19 protein-coding genes are annotated in these 23532 nt (G+C 74.6%); 8 read left to right on the forward strand and 11 right to left on the reverse strand.

Annotated features, from left to right (window positions below):
• Positions 1-44 precede the first annotated feature (44 nt).
• The 5 genes from OG900_11135 to OG900_11155 all read left to right on the forward strand — a co-directional run bounded on the left by OG900_11135 (position 45) and on the right by OG900_11155 (position 7364).
• A complete protein-coding gene (locus OG900_11135) occupies positions 45-3194 on the forward strand; it encodes an SCO5717 family growth-regulating ATPase (protein ID WUH90595.1) in 3150 nt (1049 codons plus the stop codon).
• Positions 3195-3432: 238 nt separating this feature from the next.
• Positions 3433-4362 carry an ATP-binding cassette domain-containing protein gene (locus OG900_11140; GenBank protein ID WUH90596.1) on the forward strand — a complete coding sequence of 310 codons (930 nt, stop codon included), beginning with the start codon at positions 3433-3435 and terminating at the stop codon, positions 4360-4362.
• Entirely contained in the window at positions 4359-5207 is an 849-nt protein-coding gene (locus tag OG900_11145; protein ID WUH90597.1) for an ABC transporter permease, read from the forward strand. Before OG900_11140 ends, OG900_11145 begins: the two co-directional genes overlap by 4 nt.
• A gap of 10 nt (positions 5208-5217) precedes the next feature.
• The gene (locus OG900_11150) at positions 5218-6609 is read left to right on the forward strand and encodes a histidine kinase (protein WUH90598.1); all 1392 of its coding nucleotides are present in this window, start codon (positions 5218-5220) and stop codon (positions 6607-6609) included.
• An 86-nt stretch (positions 6610-6695) separates the two neighbouring features.
• The gene (locus OG900_11155) at positions 6696-7364 is read left to right on the forward strand and encodes a response regulator transcription factor (protein ID WUH95705.1); all 669 of its coding nucleotides are present in this window, start codon (positions 6696-6698) and stop codon (positions 7362-7364) included.
• Between the two features lie 72 nt (positions 7365-7436).
• Here OG900_11155 and OG900_11160 read toward each other — a convergent pair whose 3' ends face one another.
• The 9 genes from OG900_11160 to rimP form a co-directional block, all read right to left on the reverse strand.
• Positions 7437-8405 carry a bifunctional riboflavin kinase/FAD synthetase gene (locus OG900_11160; protein WUH95706.1) on the reverse strand — a complete coding sequence of 323 codons (969 nt, stop codon included), beginning with the start codon at positions 8403-8405 and terminating at the stop codon, positions 7437-7439.
• A gap of 283 nt (positions 8406-8688) precedes the next feature.
• A complete protein-coding gene (locus tag OG900_11165) occupies positions 8689-12588 on the reverse strand; it encodes a serine protease (protein WUH90599.1) in 3900 nt (1299 codons plus the stop codon).
• 192 nt (positions 12589-12780) lie between these two features.
• Complete coding sequence (gene truB, locus OG900_11170) at positions 12781-13677, reverse strand: tRNA pseudouridine(55) synthase TruB (GenBank protein ID WUH90600.1); 897 nt, start codon at positions 13675-13677, stop codon at positions 12781-12783.
• On the reverse strand, positions 13674-14174 hold the full coding sequence (gene rbfA / locus OG900_11175) for a 30S ribosome-binding factor RbfA (GenBank protein ID WUH90601.1): 501 nt from the start codon (positions 14172-14174) through the stop codon (positions 13674-13676). The genes truB and rbfA overlap by 4 nt, the downstream gene beginning before the upstream one ends.
• 43 nt (positions 14175-14217) lie before the next feature.
• Entirely contained in the window at positions 14218-14511 is a 294-nt protein-coding gene (locus OG900_11180; protein WUH90602.1) for a DUF503 domain-containing protein, read from the reverse strand.
• A 127-nt stretch (positions 14512-14638) separates the two neighbouring features.
• Positions 14639-17791, reverse strand: coding sequence for a translation initiation factor IF-2 (infB, locus tag OG900_11185; GenBank protein ID WUH90603.1), 3153 nt, complete (start codon positions 17789-17791; stop codon positions 14639-14641).
• A 163-nt stretch (positions 17792-17954) separates the two neighbouring features.
• On the reverse strand, positions 17955-18236 hold the full coding sequence (locus OG900_11190) for a YlxR family protein (GenBank protein WUH90604.1): 282 nt from the start codon (positions 18234-18236) through the stop codon (positions 17955-17957).
• A gap of 103 nt (positions 18237-18339) precedes the next feature.
• Entirely contained in the window at positions 18340-19371 is a 1032-nt protein-coding gene (nusA, locus tag OG900_11195) for a transcription termination factor NusA (GenBank protein ID WUH90605.1), read from the reverse strand.
• Between the two features lie 2 nt (positions 19372-19373).
• On the reverse strand, positions 19374-19937 hold the full coding sequence (gene rimP, locus OG900_11200; GenBank protein ID WUH90606.1) for a ribosome maturation factor RimP: 564 nt from the start codon (positions 19935-19937) through the stop codon (positions 19374-19376).
• Positions 19938-20050: 113 nt separating this feature from the next.
• On the opposite strand from rimP, the gene OG900_11205 reads away from it, so the two are divergent.
• The 3 genes from OG900_11205 to OG900_11215 are packed head-to-tail and all read left to right on the forward strand — an operon-like array spanning position 20051 to position 21981.
• Positions 20051-20572 (forward strand): hypothetical protein, encoded by a 522-nt coding sequence (locus OG900_11205; GenBank protein ID WUH90607.1) that lies wholly within the window; start codon positions 20051-20053, stop codon positions 20570-20572.
• Entirely contained in the window at positions 20569-20988 is a 420-nt protein-coding gene (locus tag OG900_11210) for a ferritin-like domain-containing protein (GenBank protein ID WUH90608.1), read from the forward strand. Before OG900_11205 ends, OG900_11210 begins: the two co-directional genes overlap by 4 nt.
• Positions 20989-21030: 42 nt before the next feature.
• On the forward strand, positions 21031-21981 hold the full coding sequence (locus OG900_11215) for an aminoglycoside phosphotransferase family protein (protein ID WUH90609.1): 951 nt from the start codon (positions 21031-21033) through the stop codon (positions 21979-21981).
• A 4-nt stretch (positions 21982-21985) separates the two neighbouring features.
• Here the strand turns inward: OG900_11215 and OG900_11220 are convergent, their stop codons facing one another.
• Both OG900_11220 and OG900_11225 read right to left on the reverse strand, forming a co-directional pair.
• Complete coding sequence (locus tag OG900_11220) at positions 21986-22519, reverse strand: GNAT family N-acetyltransferase (GenBank protein WUH90610.1); 534 nt, start codon at positions 22517-22519, stop codon at positions 21986-21988.
• 62 nt (positions 22520-22581) lie between these two features.
• A complete protein-coding gene (locus OG900_11225) occupies positions 22582-23427 on the reverse strand; it encodes a GNAT family N-acetyltransferase (protein ID WUH90611.1) in 846 nt (281 codons plus the stop codon).
• Positions 23428-23532: the final 105 nt, after the last annotated feature.

The following is a 23532-nucleotide window of genomic DNA, read 5'->3' on the forward strand; positions in this document are numbered from 1 at the left end:
GGAGCCGGCTACAGGTAGCTCCCCGACGCAGACCGGGAGGCACAGTGAACAGCGATCGGGACGACAACCGCGCGGGCGGGGCCGCCCCTGTCGAGGAACCGGCCGAAGGCGACATGACGGGCGAGTACCGCTTCGACTTCACTCCGCCGGCCTGGTACATGCAGAACGGCAGCGGGAGCGGCGACGAGGGCTCGGACACGACGGCGGCACAACAGCCGCAGCCCGAGCCGGTCGAGGCGCCGGCACCTGCGGCGCCCGAAACACCGGCCGCACCGGAGCCGAGTGTGCCTGCGGCCGAGGATGTGACGACGCATGTCCCGGTGTGGGAGATGCTGCCGCCGCGCGCGTCGCAGGAACCCACCGCAGGGGCCACGCCGTTGGCCGGCGGCGCGTCCTGGTCGGCGGCGGCCGTGCCGCAGCCACCCGCACCGGAGCCGCGCGAGCCCGAGGCGCCGAGTGCGGCCGCCGAGCGCCCCGCGTGGTCCGGCACTCCGGTGTCGCCCGCCGCTCCCGAGCCGGTCGCCGCCCAGGCGCCCGAGCCGGAAGCGGAACCCGCGCCCGAGCCGCGGCATGTGCCCGACGATGAGGCCGAGGCGGAGTCGCGGGGCGACCTGGTGGCCCGCGAGACCGTACGGTTCACCGCCGCGTCGCTGCGCCAGGAGATCGAGGAGCGGGCCGGCATAAGGATCGAGGACGTCGCGTCGGCGGACCCCCACCCCTCGCAGCCGGTGGCGGAGGAGCCGCGGGAGGCCGAGCCCGTGGCAGTAGCCGCGGAAGAGGTGCGGGCAGAACCGGAGGACGCGCGGCCGGTCGAGGCACCGCCGCAGGATGCCGCGCCGCAGGACACGCCGCCCCCGAACCGTGCGCCCGTGTGGACGCCGCTGCCGCAGGCGCCGCCCATTGCCGAGCCTGCGCCATGGGCGCCCGCGGCCCCGCAGAGCGCGGTGCCGCCGCTGCCGCCGCACTTCGAGCGGGCGGAACCGCAGTATCCGACTCCGGAGAGTTCGCAGTCCTTCCCCGCTCCGGCGCCGCCGCCGGTCAGCCAGGCGGGTCCGCCGCAGGGTCCGCCGGCCGCCTATCCCCCGCCGGCGCCCGTCGCACCGACGCCGCACCCCCAGGCGGGCGGCTTCCCCGCCCCCGAGCCGCCCGCGCCCGACCCGCACGGCGGATACGGTTTCCCGCAGCCGGCACCGAACCTGCCCGCGGCCCAGCCCCAGCCCAACCCCCAGGGCGGATACGCCTTCCCACAACCCGCACCGAACCTGCCCGCGGCCCAGCCCCAGCCCAACCCCCAGGGCGGATACGCCTTCCCACAACCCGCACCGAACCTGCCCGCGGCCCAGCCCCAGCCCAACCCCCAGGGCGGATACGCCTTCCCACAGCAGCCGGCGCCCCCGCAGACCGCGCAGGGCGGTTACGGCTTCCCGCAGCAGCAACAACAACCGCAGCCGCCCCCGGCGTACGACGCCGTACCGACCGGCCTGCCCCAGCAGCCGCCGCCTCCCGCACCGGCGGAGAACAGGCCGCTGCCCGCACAAGGGGGTTACGGTTTTCCGCCGCCTCCGCAGCCCGCGCACCCGCAGCCCGTGAGCGCGGAGCCCGAGTCGGCGGGCCCGCTGCCGCCGCTGCCCGCGCAGGGCGGTTACGGCTTCCCGCAGCCGCCGCCTGCGCAGAATCTGCCGGCGGCGTACACCCCGCAGCAGCAGCCCCCGGCGAACGACCCGCGGCTGGGCGGCGATCCGGCGGCGCACCAGGCTCCGGTGGACCCGCGGTCCGGCGGCTGGCCCACGGTGACGCCGGATCAGCGGCAGCGCACGACGCAGGGCGGGGCCCCGCTGGGGTACACCGCGGCCGTGGAGCTGTCGTCCGACCGGCTGCTGCGCAATCAGCCGAAGCCGAAGAAGCCGGGCGCGAACGCGCAGCCGAGCCGGTTCAAGATCGGTGGCAAGAAGGAGGAGGCGGAGCGGCAGCGGAAGCTGGAGCTGATCCGCACTCCGGTGCTGTCGAACTACCGCATCGCGGTCATCAGCCTCAAGGGCGGCGTGGGCAAGACGACGACCACGACCGCGCTGGGTTCGACCCTCGCCAGCGAGCGGCAGGACAAGATCCTGGCGATCGACGCGAACCCGGACGCCGGCACGCTCGGCCGCCGGGTGCGCAGGGAGACCGGTGCGACGATCCGCGACCTGGTCCAGGCGATCCCGTATCTGAACAGCTACATGGACATCCGCCGCTTCACCTCGCAGGCCCCGTCCGGCCTTGAGATCATCGCCAACGACGTGGACCCGGCGGTGTCGACGGCCTTCAGCGACGAGGACTACCGGCGGGCCATCGACGTGCTGGGCCGGCAGTATCCGGTCATCCTCACCGACTCGGGTACGGGACTGCTCTACAGCGCGATGCGCGGGGTGCTGGACCTGGCCGATCAGCTGATCATCGTGTCGACGCCGTCGGTGGACGGCGCCTCCAGTGCCAGTACGACGCTCGACTGGCTGTCGGCGCACGGCTACGCGGACCTGGTGGCGCGCAGCATCACGGTGATCTCCGGGGTCCGCGAGACCGGGAAGATGATCAAGGTCGAGGACATCGTGTCGCACTTCCAGACGCGCTGCCGCGGGGTGCAGGTCGTGCCGTTCGACGAGCATCTGGCGGCGGGCGCCGAGGTGGACCTCGACATGATGCGGCCGAAGACCCGGGAGGCGTATTTCAACCTCTCCGCGATGGTCGCCGAGGACTTCATCCGCGCCCAGCAGGCGCAGGGGCTCTGGACGGCGGACGGCCAGAACCAGCCGCCGCACCAGGCACCGCCGATGCCCGGTGGCTACGGTGCGCCGGGACCGTACGGCGGCCCGCCGGTCGGCTACCCGGCGTCGGGACAACCGGGGCAGCCGGGGCAGCCGGGGCACCCCGTGCAGCCCGGCCATCCGGGTTACCCCGCGCAGCCGCCCTACGGCCAGCCGATGCAGCCGGGGCAGGTCCCGCCCGCGCAGTACGGCGGCCCCCCGCCGGCTCCGCAGCCGTATCAGCAGGCCGGTCCCGGCGGGCAGCCGCCCGCGCAGCCCTTCCAGCCGCAGTCGCCGCAGCCGCAGGCGCCCCAGCCGCAGCAGGGCTGGCCGGTGCCCCAGCAGCAGCCGGAGCAGCCGGAGCAGCCGGGTTACGGCTACCCCCCGCCCCCGCCTCCGCAGCAGCAGTAGGGCGGAGAGGAAGAGCGCGGTCCCCGGGCCGCCGTCGTGGGTCTCCACGGCGGCGGCCCTTGGCGTGTACGGGCTCCGGCCGGTCGAGTACCCCGCCGGTCGTATGCGGTGTCCCCCCGGGGATGCAGCCGGGGCGGTACGGAATCCGCCCGTGGACCGTCGCGCGGGGAGGGTCGGGAAACGGACGATGGAGACATCCGGATCGAACCCCTCCGACGCACGTCAAGAGGTCCACCCCATGATCGAAGCCCACGCACTGACCAAACGCTACGGCGAGCGCGCCGCCGTGACCGAGCTGAGTTTCACCGTGCGGCCCGGCGCTGTCACCGGTTTCCTCGGGCCGAACGGCGCGGGGAAGTCGACCACGATGCGGATGATCCTCGGGCTCGACGCACCGACCTCCGGGCGGGTGTCGGTCAACGGGAAGCGGTATGCGCAGCACCGGGCGCCGCTGCACGAGGTCGGCGCGATGCTGGAGGCGCGGGCGATACACACCGGGCGGAGCGCCTACAACCACCTGCTGGCGCTGGCCGCCACCACGGGGATACCGCGCCGCCGAGTGGACGAGGTGATCGACATCGTGGGGCTGCGCGAGGTCGCACGGAAGCGGGCGGGCGGATTCTCCCTGGGCATGGGCCAGCGGCTGGGCATCGCCAGCGCGCTGCTCGGCGACCCGGCCACTCTGGTGCTCGACGAGCCGGTGAACGGGCTGGATCCCGAGGGCATCCTGTGGATCCGCAATCTGCTCAAGGACCTCGCCGCCGAGGGCCGCACGGTGCTGCTGTCGTCGCATCTGATGTCCGAGATGGCGCTGACCGCCGAGCATCTGATCGTCATCGGCCGCGGCCGGCTGATGGCCGACACCTCGGTGGCGGAGTTCGTCCGGGCCGCGGCGGGCACGTCGGTGCGGGTGCGGACGGACGAGGCGGACCGGTTGCGCCAGGCACTGGCCGGGCCGGATGTGACGGTGAGTTCCACCGAGCGCGAGGTGCTCGATGTGACCGGACTGAGCAGTGACCGGATCGGCCGCGTCGCGGCGGACTGCGGGATAGCCCTGGCCGAGCTGACGCCGCAGCAGGCGTCGTTGGAGGAGGCGTTCATGGAGATGACCAGGGACGCCGTGGAGTACCAGTCCCCGGTGCGCGAGCGGGAAGGACAGCCGGCATGAGTACGACCACCAGCACGGTCATGGCGGGCGGCGCGGTGCCGCCGGCCGCGACGGCCGCCCCGCGCGGCCAGGTCACCCAACTGCGGGTGCTGCATTCCGAGTGGATCAAGATGCGGAGCCTGCGGTCCACCTTCTACACCCTGATAGCGGCTGTGGTGGCGCTGGTCGGGCTCGGGGCGCTGTTCTCTGCGTTCACCGCCAGCCACTGGGCGGGTATGAACGCGCACGAGCGGGCCGACTTCGAGCCGGGCATGACCAGCCTGCGCGGCTTCTTCCTGGCGCAGCTCGCGGTGGGCGTGCTCGGGGTGCTGATGATCAGCGGCGAGTACGCGACCGGGATGATCCGGGCGTCGCTGTCCGCGGTGCCGGGCAGGCTGCCGGTGCTGTGGGCGAAGGCAGCGCTCTATGCCGCGGTCACCTGGGGGCTGATGACGGCGGGTGCGATCGTCGCCTTCCTCGTCGGCCAGGCGACGATGTCCTCGAAGCACATAGGGACCTCGCTGGGCGATCCCGGCGTGCTGCGCCAGGTGATGGGGGTGGGCCTGTATCTCACGGTCGTGGGGCTGCTCGGGGTGGCGATCGGCGCACTGATCAGGAACACGGCGGGCGGCATCGCCTCGGTGTTCGGGCTGCTGCTGGTGGTGCCGGTGCTCGCGGAGGCGCTGCCGGCGTCCTGGGCGGACCATGTCAACCAGTGGCTGCCGAGCAACGCGGGCCAGTCGTTGATATCCCTGCACCGGGAGGCGCATACGCTGGCGCCATGGACGGGGTTCGCGGTGTTCTGCCTCTATGCGGTGGTGGCGCTGGCGGCGGCCGCGGTGCTGCTCAAGCGGCGCGACGCGTGACGGTGGCGCCATGACGTACGCGGTGCCGTCGTCGAGCGGGCCGCCCACGGAGGCGGCGCCGGTCCCGGGCGCGACCGCGGCGGCGCCGGTCCAGGGCCCGGCGGCCGACCCGGTCGTCCAGGCTCCGGACCAGGCCGACGAGGGTCCCGAGCAGGCCGGCGAGGCCGGGGTGGTGGGCGCCGCGGCGGGGCCGGTGACGCGGTTGGAGGCGCGGGTCGAGCGGGTGGCGCGGGCGGGGTACGCCCGGATCGCCCACGGGTTGCGGCTGTCGCCGCCCACGGTGGACGCGGTCTTCGCGGTGGGGTTGTTCCTGGCGACCGCTGCCGCGCTGCGGCGGGTCCTCCACGACGATGCGCTGCTGCTGCCGTTTCACGCGGCGCTGGTGCTGCCGCTGATCTGGCGGCGGCGGGCACCGATGGCGGTGTTCTGTGCCCTCGCGGTGACGGCGCTGGTGCAGTGGTCACTCGACCTGCGGATCCCGACGGATGTGGCGCTGCTGATCGCCCTGTATGCGGTGGCCGCCTACAGCAGCCGGCGACGTACGCTGCTGGCGTTCGCGGTGGTGGAAGGCGGCGTCCTGCTGGCGACGCTGCGGTGGTCGGTGCACGACCGAGGCGCGGGGACGTTCGTGTCGCTGTCGGCGATGGCGACGGCGGCGATGGTGCTCGGGCTCAACATGCGCAGTCGGCGGGACCGGTTGGCGACGCTGGAGGACCGGGCGGTGCGGCTGGAGCGCGAGCGGGACCAGCAGTCGCAGCTCGCGGTGGCCGGTGAGCGGGCCAGGATCGCCCGGGAGATGCACGACATCGTGACGCACAACCTGTCGGTGATGGTGGCGCTCGCGGACGGCGCGGTCTTCGCCCAGCGGCGGAATCCGGAGCGGGCGGCCACCGCGATGCGGCAGGTGTCGGCGACCGGGCGGCAGGCCATCACGGACATGCGGCGCTTCCTGGGGGTGCTGCGGGCGGACGAGCCGGACGCGCTGCGGCATCCGATGCCGGGTATCGGGCAGCTGTCGGCGCTGGTCGAGCAGGTGCGGGCGGCGGGGCTGCCGACCCGGCTGGCGGTGGCGGGCGATCTCGCGGCGGTGCCGGTCGCGGCGCAGCTGACCGTCTACCGGCTGGTGCAGGAGGCGTTGACCAACACGCTCAAGCACGCGCCCACCGGGACGACGGCGGAGGTGCGGGTCGACTGCGCGCCGGAGGCGGTGACGGTCACGGTGACCGATGACGGCGCCGGGCCGGCGGCGCCGGGCGACCCCGCCGGGTCCGCGGGGCACGGGCTGCCCGGGATGCGGGAGCGTGCCGCGGCCTACGGCGGCCGCCTGACGGCGGGGCCGCTGCCCGGTGGCGGCTGGCAGGTGGCCGCCGTTCTCACTCTGACGACTCCGGAGCCGTTGTGACCACAGAATCCGCACCGTCCGCCGCCCGGCCCGCGGGTGGTTCCGCGCCTGGGCGGGTGGTCCCGTGCGAGGAGGAGGCGGTAGCGGTGATCCGGGTGCTGCTGGTCGACGACGAGCCGCTGCTGCGGATGGCCTTCACGATGGTGCTGGACGCGCAGGCCGACATGCAGCCGGTGGGTGAGGCGGGAGACGGCGCGCAGGCGGTGCGGCTGGCCAGGGAGCTGCGGCCCGACGTGGTGCTGATGGACGTCAGGATGCCGGGCACGGACGGTATCGAGGCGACGGCCAGGATCATCGAGAGCTGCCCGGAGTCGAAGGTGCTGATCCTGACGACCTTCGACCTGGACGAGTACGCGTTCGCCGGGCTGCGGGCAGGTGCCTCGGGTTTCCTGCTGAAGAACGCGCTGCCCGAGGAGTTGCTGGCGGCGATCCGCTCGGTGGCGGCCGGGGACGCGGTGGTGGCGCCGAGGATCACCCGGCGGCTCTTGGAGAATTTCGCGCACCAGCTGCCGGCCGCGGGCGGCGCCGAGGGGCCGGAGGCGGACGAGCGGCTGTCGCGGTTGACGGCCAGGGAGCGGGAGGTGCTGGTGGAGGTGGGCCGCGGGTTGTCGAACACGGAGATCGCGGCGTCACTGCACTTGGCCGAGGCCACCGTGAAGACCCACTTCAGCCGGGTGCTGGTAAAGCTGGAGCTGCGCGACCGGGTCCAGGCGGTGGTCTTCGCCTATGAGACCCGGCTGGTCCGCCCGACCTGAGCGCCGCCCGCCCGAAAGAATGAGCCCGCGAGGCGGGCCCCACGGCGGACGGCGCTGTTCGTCGGACAGGCCCTAACCGTCCGAGCGGGACGGCTGCTCGGCCGCACCGACCAGGTCCCTGGCACGCTTCACGTCGTCGGCCATCCGCTCCAGCAGCGCCTCGATCGTGTCGAACTTCTCCATCCCGCGCAGATACGTCAGGAAGTCCACGGCCACGTGCAGGCCGTAGAGGTCCAGGTCGACGCGGTCGATGGCGTAGGCCTCGACGGTCCTGGCGGTGCCGTCGAAGGTCGGGTTGGTGCCGACCGAGATGGCCGCGGGCATCGCCTCGTCGCCCACGTGCAGCCAGCCGGCGTAGACGCCGTCGGCGGGGATGGCGGTGTGCGGGAGCGTCTCGACGTTGGCGGTGGGATAGCCGAGGTCCCGGCCGCGCTGAGCCCCCCGGACGACGACGCCCTCGACCCGGTGCGGCCGGCCCAGCACCTCCGCCGCGCCCTCCACGTCGCCCGCGCCGATCAGCCGCCTGGTCAGGGTGGAGGAGAACGGCTCGCCGCCGCCCGCCTCGCCGCGCATGAAGAGGTCCACGACCTCCAGCTCGTAGTCGTACTTCAGGCCGAGCGCGGAGAGGAAGTCGACGTCGCCGGCGGCCTTGTGGCCGAAGCGGAAGTTGGGGCCCTCCACCACGTATTTGGCGTGCAGGCCGTCCACCAGCACCGTGCGGACGAACTCGCTCGGCGTGAACTTCGAGAATTCGCTGGTGAAGGGGATGATCAGCAGCGCGTCCACGCCGAGCGCGGCGACCAGCTCGGCGCGGTGGTGGTGCGCGGAGAGCAGCGGCGGGTGGCTGCCGGGCCTGACGACCTCGCTGGGGTGCGGGTCGAAGGTCACGACCACCGACGGCAGTCCCAGCTCACGCGCCCGCTCCACCGCCCGGCCCATGATCAGCTGGTGACCCCGGTGGACGCCGTCGTAGGAGCCGATGGTGACGACGCAGCGTCCCCAGTCACCGGGAACGTCATCCAAGCCCCGCCAGCGCTGCACCTTGACGCTCCGCTTCCCTCGCCGAATCTCTGACATTCGCTTTTCTGCAGAGCCAAGACTGCCATGTCCGAGCCCGGGGGCGCTCCCCCGGGCCGCTCGGTCCGGCTCCCGTGGCGGGTCCGCATACCCGTTCACCGGGGACGCGAACAGTCGTCAGGGTGCCCGTGCGGCGGCGGGTATGCGTTTCGGGGGCGCGGGAAACCGGGCGGGCGGCGCCCCCGGCCGGTGGTCAGGACCTGACCGACAGCCCCTTCGGGACGGTGGCGGCCCGCGGCACGCGCCGTCAGTGGTGGCGGGCGAGGCGGCGGCGGGCGCTGGGGCCCAGGAGGGCGTCCCAGGTGGCCGTGTCGGTGAGCCAGGCGAGGAGGAGGCGGGAGAAGTCGGGGGTGGCGGCGGCGAGTTCGACGATGCGGCGGTCGAAGCGGGCGGCGCCTTCCGGGGTGCGGCCCAGGAGCAGGGCGAGGCGGCGGACCAGGTCGTGGGTGAGGGGTGGCGGGCGGCGGGCGGCGCCGTCGGCCGCCGCGGTGAGCAGGGCGTCGAGGACGTCGGGGTCGCGTTCGGTCTCCAGCGCCGCGTCCAGCAGTTCCTGGCGCAGCGGCCGGGACGGGTGGCGCCCGGGGGCGGCGAGCACCGCGACCAGGGTGCCGCGGACCTCCGGCGGGTGGTCGCGCAGCAGCGCGGCGGTCAGCGGCAGGACGACGGCTCGGGCCGCGGGGCCCTGTTCGAGCCGCAGGTCGAGGAAGCGGGCGACGCCCGCCGCCCCGGCCGGTCGGTGCCGCAGGTGGTCCTGGACCAGGGCGGCCGTCCTGCGGGCGAGCGCGGGGGGCGTCACAGCCGCCATCTCCGCGAGCAGGTCGCCGTCGTCCGCCGCCCGCAGCCGGGCCTGGAAAGCGGCGAGCACCGGCTCCGGATGGGTGGTCAGCGCCGCGACCAGTGCCCCGGCAGGCAGCCGGGGGTCGCCCGCGGTGAAGCGGTCGAGCGCGGCCGGCAGGTGGCGGTCGCGGGTGACCGGGTCGCGGACGAGCATGCCGAGTACGGCGCCGTGCAGCGTGCAGTCGCCGGGGCGGGCCAGTATCGCGAGGGCGGCATAGCGCAGCAGTTCGCGGTCGGCGTCGGAGCGGACGAAGGGCGCGGCGCGCGGGCCGTAGGCGGCCGCGGCGACATGCCGGTCGGGTCGCGGGTCGTGCGCCCAGCGGTCGACGGCCCGGCAGACCGCCGAGGGCTCGTCCTCCGCCAGCGCGGCCAGCACTTCGTCGGCGGCCGGGTGCGCCGCAGCGACGAGGGCCTCGGTGAGGTCGTCGACGGCCAGCCTGCGGTGGGTGTGCAGCAGGGCCTGCGCGGCCGAGGCGACGGTCAGCCGGGGCGCGTCCAGCCCCGGCGGGGCCTGGAGCGGCCGGTCGTCGTCGAACCAGCCGCACACCGCGGGCAGCACCTCGGCCGGGCTCCCGCGGAGCAGTTCGGCGACTCCGGCCAGGAAGCGTTCCGCGCGGTCCGGCGATCCCGGTGGGCCGTCGGCGGGCAGCAGCAGCCGCAGCAGTTCGAGCCGCTCGGCGACCGGCAGCCGCACGCGCCGCCAGAACGACGGCCCGAAGTCCCCGAGCCCGCCCATGCCCTCGGGCGTGAAACCCCCGCGCTCCACCGCCCGCACCGCGGTTCTGGCGGCAAGATCCCGCAGCACGTCACGGCAGACGGTGGCGTCCGGCAGCCGCAGCAGCACCTCCCGCAGCAGATGCGCCGCCCACCACAACGCGTCCCCGCGCCGCTCCGCGGGCCCTGGCAGGGCGGCCCGCCCGGCGACGGACACACCGTCGGGCCACCCGCCGTCGTCCAGGTCCGGCCGCGGCACCGCACCCGGCGTCCGGGGGCGGACGGCCGGCCCGGCACCGGAGGCACCGTCAGCCCGCCCGCTGTCGCCCGGGTCGCGCCCGCGCACCACGCCGGGTGTCGCGTCGAGCCACGCGAAGCCGAAGGCACCGTCGGGCCACCCCGCGTCACCGGCCCGCCCCGGGCGCCAGGACTGCGCGGCGGCCGGCACGCCGGGACCCGTGGCGGTGCGGCGCGTCCGCGGGTTGGGCACCGTGTCGGCGTCGAGGTCGACCGGCGGCGGGGCGGGGGGCTTGCGGGGCGTGCAGCGGGTGGGTGGCGGGGTGCTGTGGTCGAGGGCCTGGGTCAGGGCCGCCAGATGGCGGGTCAGGGTGTCCGGCGGCGCCATCAGGAGGGCCTGGACGACGGGGCCCGCCCGGTGGCGCGGCACCGGCAGGGAGCGGGGGCCCGACGGCGGGGCGACCGCGGGCGCGGGCGGTACGGCGGGCGCCTGGCCGGCGCGCGCGGCCGGGCGGAAGGGCAGGCGTACGGGGGCGTCCGCCGGGCCCGCGGGCAGGGCGGCGAACCAGCGGTGGACCAGGGCTTGCAGGGCCCCGCCCAGGTCCAGGTGCAGGGCCTGGAGCCAGTCGGCAGCCTCTTCGTGGGCGAAGCGGTAGCCGGCGCCCGCGGGCACGAGCAGGCCCTCGGTCAGTACGGCGGAGGCCCAGCCCGTACGCCACGGGAAGAGCTCCTCGAAGGCCTCCCGGTCCAGCTCGCCCTGGCCGGGCCCGAGGCAGCGGCGGGCGGCCTCGTGCACCTGGCCCGCGACCCGGGCGGCCAGCCGCCGCACCCCGGCGCCGCGCACCGGCGGCTTCTCGGCGGCGGCCAGCCTCACCGCGATCCGCAGGCACACCAGGTCCAGGTGCGCGGCGAAGACCTCCACGCGGGTCGGTGTCCCGCCGGCGCCCTCGGGGACGGCGGCGCGCACCTCGGACAGCAGGCGCAGCGTCAGCGGGTGGGCCGCGTCGGCACTCGCGAGCAGGCCGTCGGGTACGCCGTACCGCTCGCGCGCCGCGGCGGCCTGCGCCGCGTCCAGGTCGCCGACCTGCACGCAGGGCGGCAGCGGCTGCGGCGAGGCGGCGGGCCGCCCGTGCAGCAGCGCGGCGGGCAGCAGGCGGCCCGCCTGGTCCCAGAACTCGGGGCGGCAGGCGATGACCAGCCGGGCCGGGCCCGCCCGCAGCCAGCTCGCGGTTCCCGCGGTCCAGTCGGGAAGGGCGTGGGCGAGGACCGGGGGCATCTCCTCCGGGGCGTCGAGGACGATCAGCAGCGGGCGCCCCACGGCGCGGGCGAGTGCGGCGACGGCGTCGGGCGAGGCGTGCAGCGGATCCGCGGTCGTGGCGGCGCCGACGATACGGGCCGCGGTGCGCAGCGAGCGCTCCACCGCGTCCTTGATGCCGCCGTCCGCCGGGCGCAGTTCGGCGCCGCGCAGCCACACCGTCGGCGCGGGCAGGGCGCCGCGCGCCCGGCGGGCGGCGAGCCGGGCCAGCTCGGTGCTGCGGCCGGTGCCGGGCTCACCGACCAGGCCGAGCACCAGCGGGGCGCTGTCGTCCTGTGCGGCGAGGAAGTCGCGCAGCGCGTCGGCCACATCCGGGCGCGCGACCGGTTCGCGCCACGCGCCGGGGCCGGCAGCGGCGCCGACCGAGGTCGCGGTGAGCTGGAGGGCGCCCGCGAGGTTCAGGTGCGGGCCGTAGCCGGGCACGGTCGCGGCATTGCGGGCCAGCAGGTCGGCCAGCGCGCGCGGGGCACTCGCGGGCCGCAGCGGCAGCGCGAAGCCGGCGGCGCGGTGCCCGGCGTGCAGGGCGGTCGCGATCACGCCGAGCACCGCGCCGGTCAGCGCGTCGACCACCGGCGCACCGGACGCCTGCGGTGGTACGCCGCTCAGGTCGGCGCCGTCCAGGGCGAGTTCGTAGACGTCCTCCACCAGGTGGAAGCGGTCGGTCGCGGTGTACGTCACCGTGGCCGTGCCCAGGACCGAGCCGCCGGTCGGCTGCGGCAGCCGCACGCGTACCCGCCGCTCGGGGTGCGCGGGGCCGCCGGGCGCCACCGGCAGCGGCGGCACGCTCAGGCCCTCCGTGGCCACCAGTGCGAGGCCCTGCTCGGGCAGCGCGGTGATGGCCGCCGCCTCCACCAGGCACAGCTGCCCGCCGGGTCCGTGCAGGACCAGGCGGGCGAGGCCGTCGACGGCCTCGTGGCTGGTGACCATCGTGCCGTCGCCGTCGGCGAGGAAGCCGGTGCCGCGGGGGCGTCCTGCGAGGTCGCAGACCCGGACGAAGACGTCGTCCGGTCCGCTGCCTGCCGCGCCACGTGCCGCCGCCGCCATTCCGGCACCTCCCCCACCGCCGCGCCCAGTTCGTCCCGCTTCGACGGTAGTGGGTGGATGCGTCTGTTCGTGAGGGCCGGTCGGGAAGGCGCCCCCTCCGCGCCCCACCTGCACCACGAGCGCCCGACCATCCGGGTGATCCCGCGCGGGGTGCGGCGCCGGATTCCGCGGTCCCGGCCGGGCGCGGCGACGCTAGGCCGGGAAGCCCGCGACGATGCGGACCTGGCCCGCGTGCGGCTCGACCAGGGCCAGGAGGCGGCCGTCCGGGCCGAAGACGGCGTGCGGGACCGGGGTGAGCTGCTCCGGGGCGGGGATGCGGACCCCGTGGCCCAGCAGCGCGGCCTGGTCCGTGTCGACGTCCCAGCGGGGGAAGGCCGCGGCGGCGGCGTCCTCGATGGGGAGGACGGCGAAGTCCTCCTCCAGCTGTTCGAGGGTGCGCGCGCCCGCGAGGCCGTAGGGGCCGACGCGGGTGCGGCGCAGTGCCGTGAGGTGGCCGCCGATACCGAGGCCGGCGCCGAGGTCGCGGGCCAGCGCGCGGATGTACGTGCCGGAGGAGCAGACGACCGTGACATCGAGGTCGAGCGCGCCGTCGGTGGGCCGTACGTCCTGGACGGTGAAGGACGACACCGTCACCGGGCGGGCGGGCAGTTCAAAGTCCTCGCCCTCGCGCACCCGGGTGTAGGACCGCACACCGTTGACCTTGATCGCGCTGACCTTGGAGGGCACCTGCTGGATCGGCCCGGTGAGCGCGGCGATCCCGGCGTGGACGGCCTCCGCCGTGACCGCGGCGACCGCGCCGGGCGGCGCGGACGCGGTGACGTCGCCCTCCGCGTCGTCGGTGACCGTGGTCTGGCCGAGCCTGATGGTGGCGGCGTATTCCTTCTCGGTCAGCGCGAGGTGGCCGAGCAGCCGGGTGGCCTTCTCGACGCCGATGATCAGGACGCCGGTCGCCATCGGGTCGAGGGTGCCCGCGTGGCCGACCCGCCGGGTGCCGGCCAGCCGGCGCATGCGGGAGACGACGCCGTGCGAGGTGAGCCCTCCGGGCTTGTCGACGACGACCAGCCCGGAGGGAGGTGCGGTGCGGGTCATGCTTGCGACGTACCGCCCTCGGTGCCCGAGTCCGAGCCCGAGTCCGACTCCGAGTCCAGAGCGTCGTCCTCGTCGTCCTCGGCCGGCTTGCGGTACGGGTCCGCCTCGCCGGCGTACTGCGCGTCCGTGGCGGTCTTGCGGACCTCCTCGTCGGCGGCCCTGGCCTTGGCCAGCAGGTCGTCGATGGTCCGCGCGTTGTCCGGCAGGGCGTCGGCGACGAAGGCCAAGCTGGGCGTGAAGCGCACCCCGGTCTGCCGGCCGACCTCGGAGCGGAGCACGCCCTTGGCGCTCTCCAGTGCGGCGGCGGAGGCGGCCCGCTCCTCGTCGTCGCCGTAGACCGTGTAGAAGACCGTCGCCTCCCGGAGGTCGCCGGTGACCCGGGTGTCGGTGATCGTCACATAGCCCAGCCGCGGGTCCTTGATCCGCCGCTGCAGGGTCTCCGCGACCACGACCCGGATGCGGTCGGCCAGCTTGCGCGCCCGCGCGGTGTCGGTCATCGTCTTCTTCTCTCTGTGTTCTCTGCGTCCTGGGTCGTTCGCCTCAGTCGTCGTCGCCGTGGATGCGCTGCCGTGCGGACAGCAGCTCCACTTCGGGACGGGCGATCATCCAGCGTTCGCACCGGTCGAGTACGTCCTTGAGGTGTCCGAGTTCCCCCGACACCACCGCGATTCCTATTTCGGCCCTGCGATAGAGGTCCTGATCGCCGGTCTCCGCCACGCTCACCCCGAACTTCCGGTGCAGCTCGGCGACGATCGGACGGACCACGGACCGCTTCTCCTTCAGGGACCGTACGTCACCCAGGAGCAGGTCGAAGCACAACGTGCCTGCATACATGGATACGACGTTACAGGCGACGGCCGGGGCCGATCGACGGGATTTCCCCCGCCGACCGGCCCCGGCCCCGAGCCCCGCCCGGCCGTGCGGCACACCTCGCGGCATGCCGTACGGCCGGACCGCGGCGTCAGCCGCGCGGCTTCTCGCGCATCTCGTACGTGGCGATGACGTCGTCGATCTTGATGTCGTTGTAGTTACCGAGGTTGATACCGCCCTCGTAACCTTCACGGATCTCGGTGACGTCGTCCTTGAAGCGGCGCAGGCCCTCGATGTTGAGGCTCTCCGCGATGACCTTGCCGTCGCGGAGCAGTCGGGCCTTGGTGTTGCGCCTGACCTCGCCGGAGCGGACCAGCACACCGGCGATGTTGCCGAGCTTGGAGGAGCGGAAGACCTCGCGGATCTCCGCGGTGCCCAGCTCGACCTCCTCGTACTCCGGCTTGAGCATGCCCTTGAGCGCCGCTTCGATCTCCTCGATGGCCTGGTAGATCACCGAGTAGTAGCGGACGTCGACACCCTCGCGCTCGGCCATCTGCGCGGCACGGCCTGCCGCGCGGACGTTGAAGCCGATCACGATCGCGTCGGAGCCGGTCGCCAGGTCGATGTCCGACTCGGTGACCGCACCCACACCGCGGTGCAGGACGCGGATGTCGACCTCGTCGCCGACGTCGAGCTGGAGCAGCGAGGACTCCAGGGCCTCGACGGAACCGGACGCGTCACCCTTGATGATGAGGTTCAGTTCCTGCACCAGACCGGCCTTGAGCGCCTCGTCCAGGTTCTCCAGGGAGAACCGCACGCCCTTGCGGGCGAAGCGGACGTTGCGCTCGCGGGCGGCGCGCTTCTCGGCGATCTGACGGGCCGTGCGGTCCTCGTCGACGACCAGGAAGTTGTCGCCGGCGCCGGGCACGTTGGTCAGACCGAGGACGAGCACCGGAGTCGACGGGGTCGCCTCCTCCACGTTCTCGCCCTTGTCGTCGAGCATGGCGCGCACGCGGCCGTACGCGTCGCCGACGACCATGGTGTCGCCGACCCGCAGGGTGCCGCGCTGGACCAGGACGGTCGCCACGGCGCCGCGCCCCTTGTCCAGGTGCGCCTCGATCGCGATGCCCTGTGCGTCCTGCTCGGGGTTGGCGCGCAGGTCGAGCGAGGCGTCCGCGGTGAGGATCACGGCCTCCAGCAGGCTGTCGATGTTCAGACCCTGCTTGGCGGAGATGTCGACGAACATGGTGTCGCCGCCGTACTCCTCGGCCACCAGCCCGAACTCGGTGAGCTGGCCGCGCACCTTGGTCGGGTCGGCGCCCTCGACGTCGATCTTGTTGACCGCGACCACGATCGGCACCTCGGCCGCCTTGGCGTGGTTCAGCGCCTCGATCGTCTGCGGCATCACACCGTCGTTGGCCGCGACCACCAGGATCGCGATGTCGGTGGACTTCGCACCACGGGCACGCATGGCGGTGAACGCCTCGTGACCGGGGGTGTCGATGAAGGTGATCGCACGCTCTTCACCGTTGACGTCCGTGGCGACCTGGTAGGCGCCGATGTGCTGGGTGATGCCGCCTGCCTCGCCCGCGACCACGTTGGTCTTGCGGATCGCGTCGAGCAGGCGGGTCTTGCCGTGGTCGACGTGACCCATGACGGTGACCACCGGCGGACGGGAGACGAGCATCTCCTCGCCGCCCTCGTCCTCGCCGAACTCGATCGAGAAGGACTCGAGCAGCTCGCGGTCCTCCTCCTCCGGGCTGACGATCTCCAGCACGTAGTTCATCTCGCCGGCCAGCAGCTCCAGGGTGGAGTCCGAGACCGACTGGGTGGCCGTGACCATCTCACCGAGGTTGAGCATCACCTGGACGAGCGACGCCGGGTTGGCGTTGATCTTCTCGGCGAAGTCGGTGAGGGAGGCACCGCGCGACAGGCGCACGGTCTGGCCGTTGCCGCGGGGCAGCAGCACGCCGCCCACGGACGGGGCCTGCATGGCCTCGTACTCCTGGCGCCGCTGGCGCTTGCTCTTACGGCCGCGCGCCGGGCGTCCGCCCGGGCCGCGACCGAACGCGCCCTGCGTGCCGCCACGGCCACCCGGACCACCGGGACGTCCGCCGAAGCCGCCGGGACGGGGGCCGAAGCCGCCGCCACCGCCGGGAGCGCCGCCGCCACCGGGACGCGGGCCGCCGAAGCCGCCACCGCCGCCACCGGGACGACCGCCGCCGCCGGGACCCGCGGGACGGCCGGCGAAGCCGCCGCCGCCACCGGGACGGCTGCCGGGGCCGCCGCCGCCAGGACGCCCGCCGGGACCGCCGGGACGTCCACCGGGACCACCGCCCGGACGACCGCCCGGGGAGGGGGCGGGACGCTGCGGCATCATGCCCGGGTTCGGGCGCGGACCCGCGGACTGCGGACGGGGCATGCCGCCCGGCGAGGGACGGGCACCGCCCGCACCGCCGGGACCGCCCTGGCCGCCGCCGGGACGCGGGGCGCCACCGGGGCGCGGAGCGCCGCCGCCGGGACCCGCGGGACGCGGGGCACCGCCCTGGCCGCCGCCGGGACGCGGCGCGCCACCGGGGCGCGGCATGCCGGTGGAGCCGGACGTGAAGGGGTTGTTGCCGGGACGCGGGCCCGCGGGCCTCGCGCCACCGGGACGTGCTGCGCCGCCCTGGCCGGGCGCGGGGCGCCCGCCCTGGCGGGGACCGCCGTCACGCTGACCGCCGTCGCGCTGGCCGCCCTCACGCGGGCCTGCGTCGCGCTGGCCGCCGTCGCGCTGACCGCCGGCCGGGGCCGGGCGGGCGGGACGGGGGCCGGGGGTGGCGGAACCGGGCCTGGAGGGCTGGTTCGCCGGGGGTGCGGCGGGCGGCGCCTGGAATTCCGCGGCCGGCACGGGTGCGGCCGGGGCGGGCTTGGGCGCGGCCGGAGCCGGCTTGGGTGCGGCGGGACCCGGACGCGGGCCGGGCGCCGGCGCGGAGCCGGTGCTCGGCGCGGCGGGGGCCGCGGGGGTGACGGGGCCGCCGGCCGCCGGCTTGGGTGCCGGGGCAGCGGGACGGGCCGGCGCACCCGGGGTGGGGGCCGGCTTGGCGGGGACACTCTTACGGGGTGCCGCGGGCTTCGCGGCGGACTTGCCGCCGTTGCCGCCGCCGGGACCCTGGAATGCGTCCGTCAACTTGCGGACTACCGGCGCCTCGATCGTCGAGGACGCCGAACGGACGAACTCGCCGAGTTCTTGGAGCTTGGCCATGACGACCTTGCTCTCAACTCCCATCTCTTTGGCGAGTTCGTAGACCCGGACCTTAGCCACTTCGCTCCTTTTAGGTCCGGGGTGATCGTCCGCCGGACCGTCGCTACTTCATGGGCGTACTCATCGCGTACTCATCGAGTGCTCATCGCAATCTCGACCTACTTCCATCTCGCGAGGTACCTGATCGCACGGGGTGACCCGTGCCGTACGTCTTCTTGCTTTCTTACGTGGTCGCCTGCTGCTCGACAAACCGGCGCAATTCCGCGGTATCGGGCGCCACCGGGCCTCGGAAGGCCCGGCCGAACGCCCGGCGGCGGACCGCCAGGTCGAGGCAGGCAAGGGCGGGGTGCAGATACGCACCCCGACCGGGCAGCGTACCGCGATGATCGGGAACGCATGCGTCCCCGCTCATCACCACACGCAGCAGATCGCTCTTGGCCGCACGCTGACGGCAGCCGACGCACGTACGCTCCGGGCATGCTGGCGACAGCGTCCGACCAGACACTCTTTAGTCTACCTCCCCGCACGGACCTCACTCCTTCGAGTGTGCCGACGCACGGTTGTTCGTTTCATGTCAGCCGGGGATTCGGCCACACGTGGGTCCGGTTTCAGCCTTCAGGACGCGCCTGCACCGGTGACCGGGGCGCGGCGGGCGGCTGCTCGGCGCCCTCGGTGTCGGGGCGGATGTCGATCCGCCACCCGGTGAGCCGCGCGGCGAGCCGGGCGTTCTGCCCTTCCTTGCCGATGGCCAGTGACAGCTGGTAGTCGGGGACGGTGACGCGCGCGGAGCGGGCTCCGGCGTCCACCACCTCGACTCGCGACACCCGGGCGGGCGACAGCGCGTTCGCCACCATCTCGGCCGGGTCGTCCGACCAGTCCACGATGTCGATCTTCTCGCCGTGCAGCTCGGCCATGACCGCCCGCACCCGGGCGCCCATCGGGCCGATGCAGGCGCCCTTGGCATTGAGCCCGGAGCGCGCCGACCTGACCGCGATCTTGGTGCGGTGGCCGGCCTCGCGGGCGATCGCCTCGATGACGACAGAGCCGTCGGCGATCTCCGGCACTTCGAGGGCGAAGAGCTTCTTGACCAGGTTGGGGTGGGTGCGCGACAGGGTCACCGACGGGCCGCGCACGCCCTTGGCGACCCGGACGACATACGTGCGCAGCCGGACGCCGTGCTTGTACTCCTCGCCGGGGACCTGCTCCTGCACCGGCAGGATGGCCTCCAGCTTGCCGATGTCGACCAGGACGTTCTTGGGGTCCTTGCCCTGCTGGACGACACCGGTCACGATGTCGCCCTCGCGGCCGGCGTATTCGCCGAAGGTGATGTCGTCCTCGGCGTCGCGCAGCCGCTGCAGGATCACCTGTTTGGCGGTCGACGCGGCGATCCGGCCGAAGCCGGACGGCGTGTCGTCGAACTCGCGCGGCTCGGCGCCCTCGGCGACCTCCTCGGGGTCCTCGGTCGCCCACACCGTGACGTGCCCGCTGGTGCGGTCGAGCTCCACCCTGGCCCGCCGGTGGCTGCCGGGCTCGCGGTGGTAGGCGATCAGCAGCGCCGACTCGATGGCCTCGACCAGCAGCTCGAAGGAGACCTGCCGCTCCTGCACCAGGCCCCGCAGGGCCTTCATGTCGATGTCCATGGCTACGCCTCCTGCGTGGTCTCGTCGATGTCGCCGTCCGCGTCGTCCCCGTCGTCCGGGTGATCGCCGAGGTCGTCGTCGGGCTCGCCGGCCTTGCGGTTGAACTCGACCTCGACCCGGGCCTTCGTGATCTCCGCGAAGTCCGCGCGGGCGGGCTTGGGCTTGCGGCCCTTGACTCCCGGCACTTCCAGGTCGAGACCCGTCTCGTCCACGGCCATGATCCGTGCGATCAGCTCGCCGCGCTCCTTGAGCGACAGCTTCACCAGCCGCCCCTCATTGCGCCGGAAGTGCCGGGGCTCGGTCAGCGGCCGGTCGGTGCCGGGCGAGGTGACCTCGAGGACGTACTCCGTCTCGCCCATCACGTCCGAGTCGTCCAGCACCTGCGAGACCCGGCGGCTCAGCGCCGCCACGGCGTCCAGCTGCGCCCCGTCCTCGGCGTCCACCACGACCTGCAGCTGGCGCCGCCGGCCGGACGCGGTCAGCGTGACGTCCTCCAGGTCGAGACCGGCCTCGCCGACGAGCGGCTCGAGCAGCGCGCGCAGCCTCTCGCTCTGGGTGGTGCTCATCCGGGTGACTCCTCGGCCGCGTGTGCTGTTGTGGTGGAAGGTCGCGTGTAAGGGCAAGGCTACCCGAGCCGGGGCAGCGCACCGCGCCACCCGGGCACCCGTACACTCCCTCCATGATCCCGGAGGCGGCCGCTCGGCTGAGCAGGCGGAGTGTGGTGGCGGCGGCCGTCGTGGCGGCCGGCGCCGGGTGTGGCAAGGGTGCTGACGGTCCGTCGGACGCCTCGCAGGACAAGGCGCCGGCGGTGCTCCCGGGGGTCGCGGAAGAGGCTCGGGCGGTCCGCGACAGCATGGATCTGATCGGGCGTTACGACGCCGCCGCGGCCGCGCATCCCGCGCTCGCCGCCCGGCTGCGCCCGCTGCGGGCCGAGGTCGCCCGGCACATCGAGGCCTTCGGCGGGAAGGCTCCCCCTGCCGTCCCCCCGCCGCCCGCAACCGCCGCAAGCGCCGCGCAGGCGCTGGCCGGCCTCGCCGCCGCCGAGCGCGCGCTGGCCGGCCGCAGGGCCGCCGCGGTCCTGACGGTGCCCGGCGAGCTGGCCCGGCTGATGGCCTCCGTCGCGGCGGCGGGCGCCGGCCACGCGGCACTGCTGGGCACCACCGCCGGGAAACCGGCGGGCGAGGGGGAGGGCGGGGAATGAACGCGGTCATCGACGCGGTGCAGGCGGCGCTCGCCGCCGAGCATGCCGCCGTCTACGGCTACGGCGTGGTCGGCGGCCATCTCACCGGCGCCCGGCAGGCCGAGGCCCTGCAGGGCTACGACGCCCACCGCGCCCGCCGCGACAGCCTGGCGCGCACGGTCGCCGACCTCGGCGCGTCCCCGGTGCCGGCCGCGGCCGGGTACGAGCTGCCCTTCCCGGTCGCCGACGCGGCCGCCGCGGTGCGGCTGGCCGCCTACGTCGAGGAGCGGGTGGCCGGCGCGTACGGCGACGTGGTGCGCAGCACTGTCGGCGACCTGCGGCGGGACGCGACCGGCGCGCTGCGCGACGCGGCGGTGCGGGCCGTGCGATGGCGCGGCGGCAGCGTAGCCTTCCCGGGTCTGGCGGAACGCGGCTGAGCGTCACCGCCAGGTCCGGTCGCACGGAGGGCAGGCACAGGGATGGGTTCAGCAGCGCACCACGGGCGGCCCGCCGCCGGGGACCTCGGACCGCCCGAACGGCTGGTCCGCACGGTCACGGCGTGGGAGGGCGAGGCGGGCCGGCAGTGGCTGGCGCGGCTGCCGGGCCTGGTGGCGGACCGCCTCGACCGGTGGGGCCTGACCGTGGAGCGGGTCGTCGCGGCCGGCGGCCAGATCAGCATGATCCTGCTGGTACGCACCGAGGAAGGCGAGCCCGCGGTGCTCAAGGTCGGCATGGTGAACCGGGAGACCGAGCAGGAGCACGCGGCGCTCGCGCACTGGGAAGGGCGCGGCGCCGTACGCCTGCTGCGGGCCGAGCCCGCCGAGGGCGCGATGCTGCTCGAACGCCTGCGGGCCGACGTCTCGTTGCGCTCGCTCGCGGAGCCCAAGGCCATGCTGGAGGCCGAGGCGGTGCTCCAGCGGCTGTGGGTGCCGCCGGCCGACGGGCACCCTTTCCGTACCGTCGCCGCGGCCACCGGCGAGCTGGCCGCACTGCTGCGGGAGCGGCGCGCGGCGCCCTACGCGGCGGACGCCGGACCGGTGATCGACGAGGCCCTGGCGGCGCAGGCCGAACTGGCCGGGTCGGCGGACTCGGTGGAGACCGTGCTGCTGCACGGCGACTACCACCACGGCAATGTGCTGGCGGGCGAGCGGATGCCGTGGCTGGCGATCGACCCCAAGCCACTGGTCGGGGAGCGGGCGTTCGACCTGGCGTGGCTGGCCAGGGACCGGCTGTCCACGCTGGCGGCGCAGCCCGGTTCGCGGGCCACCGCCAGGCGGCGGATCGCGAAGCTCGCCGACGCCCTCGACGTGGACGCGGAAAGGCTGCGCGGCTGGTCGGTCTTCCGCGCGGTCGAGGCGGGCGTCTGGTATCTGTCGGTCGGCGGCCGGGAGGACGGCGAGCTGCTGCTGGAGTTCGCCGGCTGGCTGTAGCGCCTCAGCGCAGCAGCGGCAGCGGGGCGCCCATCACCGCGTAGGGCCGGGTGGCGCTGGGGAAGTGGACCGGGCGGGCCAGGTCGCGGTAGCCCAGGGCGCGGTAGAGCCGCCGGGCGGGGGTGTCGCCGTCGATCGCGGACAGGATGCTGCGCGGCTCGGCGGCGCTGTCGGTGATCGCCGTGATCAGCCGGCGGCCGATGCCGCGGCCCTGGAAGTCGGGCAGCACGTGCAGCTCGGTGATGACGAAGCAGTCGTCGAGCCAGCCGTCGTTGCCCTCCCGGCGCAGATACGGCTGCACGACGCTGGACCACCAGTGCGTACGGTCGTTGGGCAGCCCGTAGACGAAGCCGACCAGCCGCCCCGCCTCGGTACGCGCCTCCAGCGCCCGCGCCCCCGGACAGGCCAGGTGCCGCAGCACGATCTGCCGCCGGATCGCCACTTCCTCGGGCCCGAGCCCGAAGGCGACCGCCTGTACGGCGAGCGCCTCGTCGACATGCGCGGCAAGATCGCCCGCCCCGACCACCACGTTCTCCATGGCCCGCGACACTACTGCCTTTCCTGGCCCCGCTTCCCGCCGGGCGCCGCGGTCGGGCGGTTTCAGAAGAGCACGCTCATGAAGGCGCCGACCTCAGTGAAGCCGACCCGGCGGTAGGCGGCGCGGGCCGGGGTGTTGAAGTCGTTGACGTAGAGGCTGACCACCGGGGCGACGTCGCGGAGCGCGTAGTGCAGGACGGCGGCCATGCCGGACTCCGACAGCCTGCGGCCGCGGTGCGAGGGGGCCACCCAGACGCCCTGGATCTGGCAGGTGTGGCGGGTGACGGCGCCGATCTCGGCCTTGAAGACCACGTCGCCGTCCTCGATACGGGCGAACGCCCGGCCGGTGGAGACCAGTTCGGCGACCCTGGCCTGGTAGAGCAGGCCGCCGTCGCCGGCCAGCGGCGAGACGCCGACCTCCTCGGTGAACATCGCCACGCAGGCGGGCATGATCACCTCCATCTCGTCCTTGCGTACCCGGCGCACCCCGGGGTCGGGGGCGATGCCGGCGGGCAGGGCGCGGGTGGCCATCAGCGGCTGGTGGCGGCGGATCTCGCGGGCCGGGCCCCAGTGCGGCTCCAGGCGGGACCACAGCCCGGCGGTGGCGTCGGCGGGGCCGACGATGGACGAGCAGCGGCGTCCCGACCTGCGGGCGCGTTCCGCGAAGGCGGCGACGGCCTCCGGGGTGGCGCAGATCGGCACGAGGTTGGCGCCGGCATAGCAGAGCGAGGTGAGCTTGCCCGCTGTGTACCAGCCCCACATCTCGCCGCCGAGCCGCCACGGGTCGAGCCCGGCGACATTCACCCGTGAGGTGACGAACGCGTTGGCGACCGGGTCGCTGTGCAGGACGGCCAGCGCCGCGTCGAGGTCACCGGGTTCCAGGACGCGGGCCGTCGAGTGGGTCAGCACGTGGACGCCTCACCGTCTTCGCCTTCTGGTCCGCTCGTGCAGGCGGGGGATGGACTGGGCACTTTACCTCGCACGGACGTGCCACGCCCCGCGCCGGTGGCAGCG

The organism is Streptomyces sp. NBC_00433, assembly GCA_036015235.1.
Classification (GTDB): domain Bacteria; phylum Actinomycetota; class Actinomycetes; order Streptomycetales; family Streptomycetaceae; genus Actinacidiphila.

Bases quoted from the DNA above. Each gene is read 5' to 3' on its own strand.
- OG900_11220 (WUH90610.1), bottom strand. From the start codon at position 22,519: ATGGAGAACGTGGTGGTCGGGGCGGGCGATCTTGCCGCGCATGTCGAC.
- OG900_11165 (WUH90599.1), bottom strand. From the start codon at position 12,588: ATGGCGGCGGCGGCACGTGGCGCGGCAGGCAGCGGACCGGACGACGTC.
- rimP (WUH90606.1), bottom strand. From the start codon at position 19,937: ATGAGCACCACCCAGAGCGAGAGGCTGCGCGCGCTGCTCGAGCCGCTC.
- OG900_11215 (WUH90609.1), top strand. From the start codon at position 21,031: ATGGGTTCAGCAGCGCACCACGGGCGGCCCGCCGCCGGGGACCTCGGA.
- OG900_11150 (WUH90598.1), top strand. From the start codon at position 5,218: ATGACGTACGCGGTGCCGTCGTCGAGCGGGCCGCCCACGGAGGCGGCG.
- OG900_11205 (WUH90607.1), top strand. From the start codon at position 20,051: ATGATCCCGGAGGCGGCCGCTCGGCTGAGCAGGCGGAGTGTGGTGGCG.
- nusA (WUH90605.1), bottom strand. From the start codon at position 19,371: ATGGACATCGACATGAAGGCCCTGCGGGGCCTGGTGCAGGAGCGGCAG.
- OG900_11140 (WUH90596.1), top strand. From the start codon at position 3,433: ATGATCGAAGCCCACGCACTGACCAAACGCTACGGCGAGCGCGCCGCC.
- OG900_11210 (WUH90608.1), top strand. From the start codon at position 20,569: ATGAACGCGGTCATCGACGCGGTGCAGGCGGCGCTCGCCGCCGAGCAT.
- rbfA (WUH90601.1), bottom strand. From the start codon at position 14,174: ATGACCGACACCGCGCGGGCGCGCAAGCTGGCCGACCGCATCCGGGTC.
- OG900_11145 (WUH90597.1), top strand. From the start codon at position 4,359: ATGAGTACGACCACCAGCACGGTCATGGCGGGCGGCGCGGTGCCGCCG.
- OG900_11180 (WUH90602.1), bottom strand. From the start codon at position 14,511: ATGTATGCAGGCACGTTGTGCTTCGACCTGCTCCTGGGTGACGTACGG.
- truB (WUH90600.1), bottom strand. From the start codon at position 13,677: ATGACCCGCACCGCACCTCCCTCCGGGCTGGTCGTCGTCGACAAGCCC.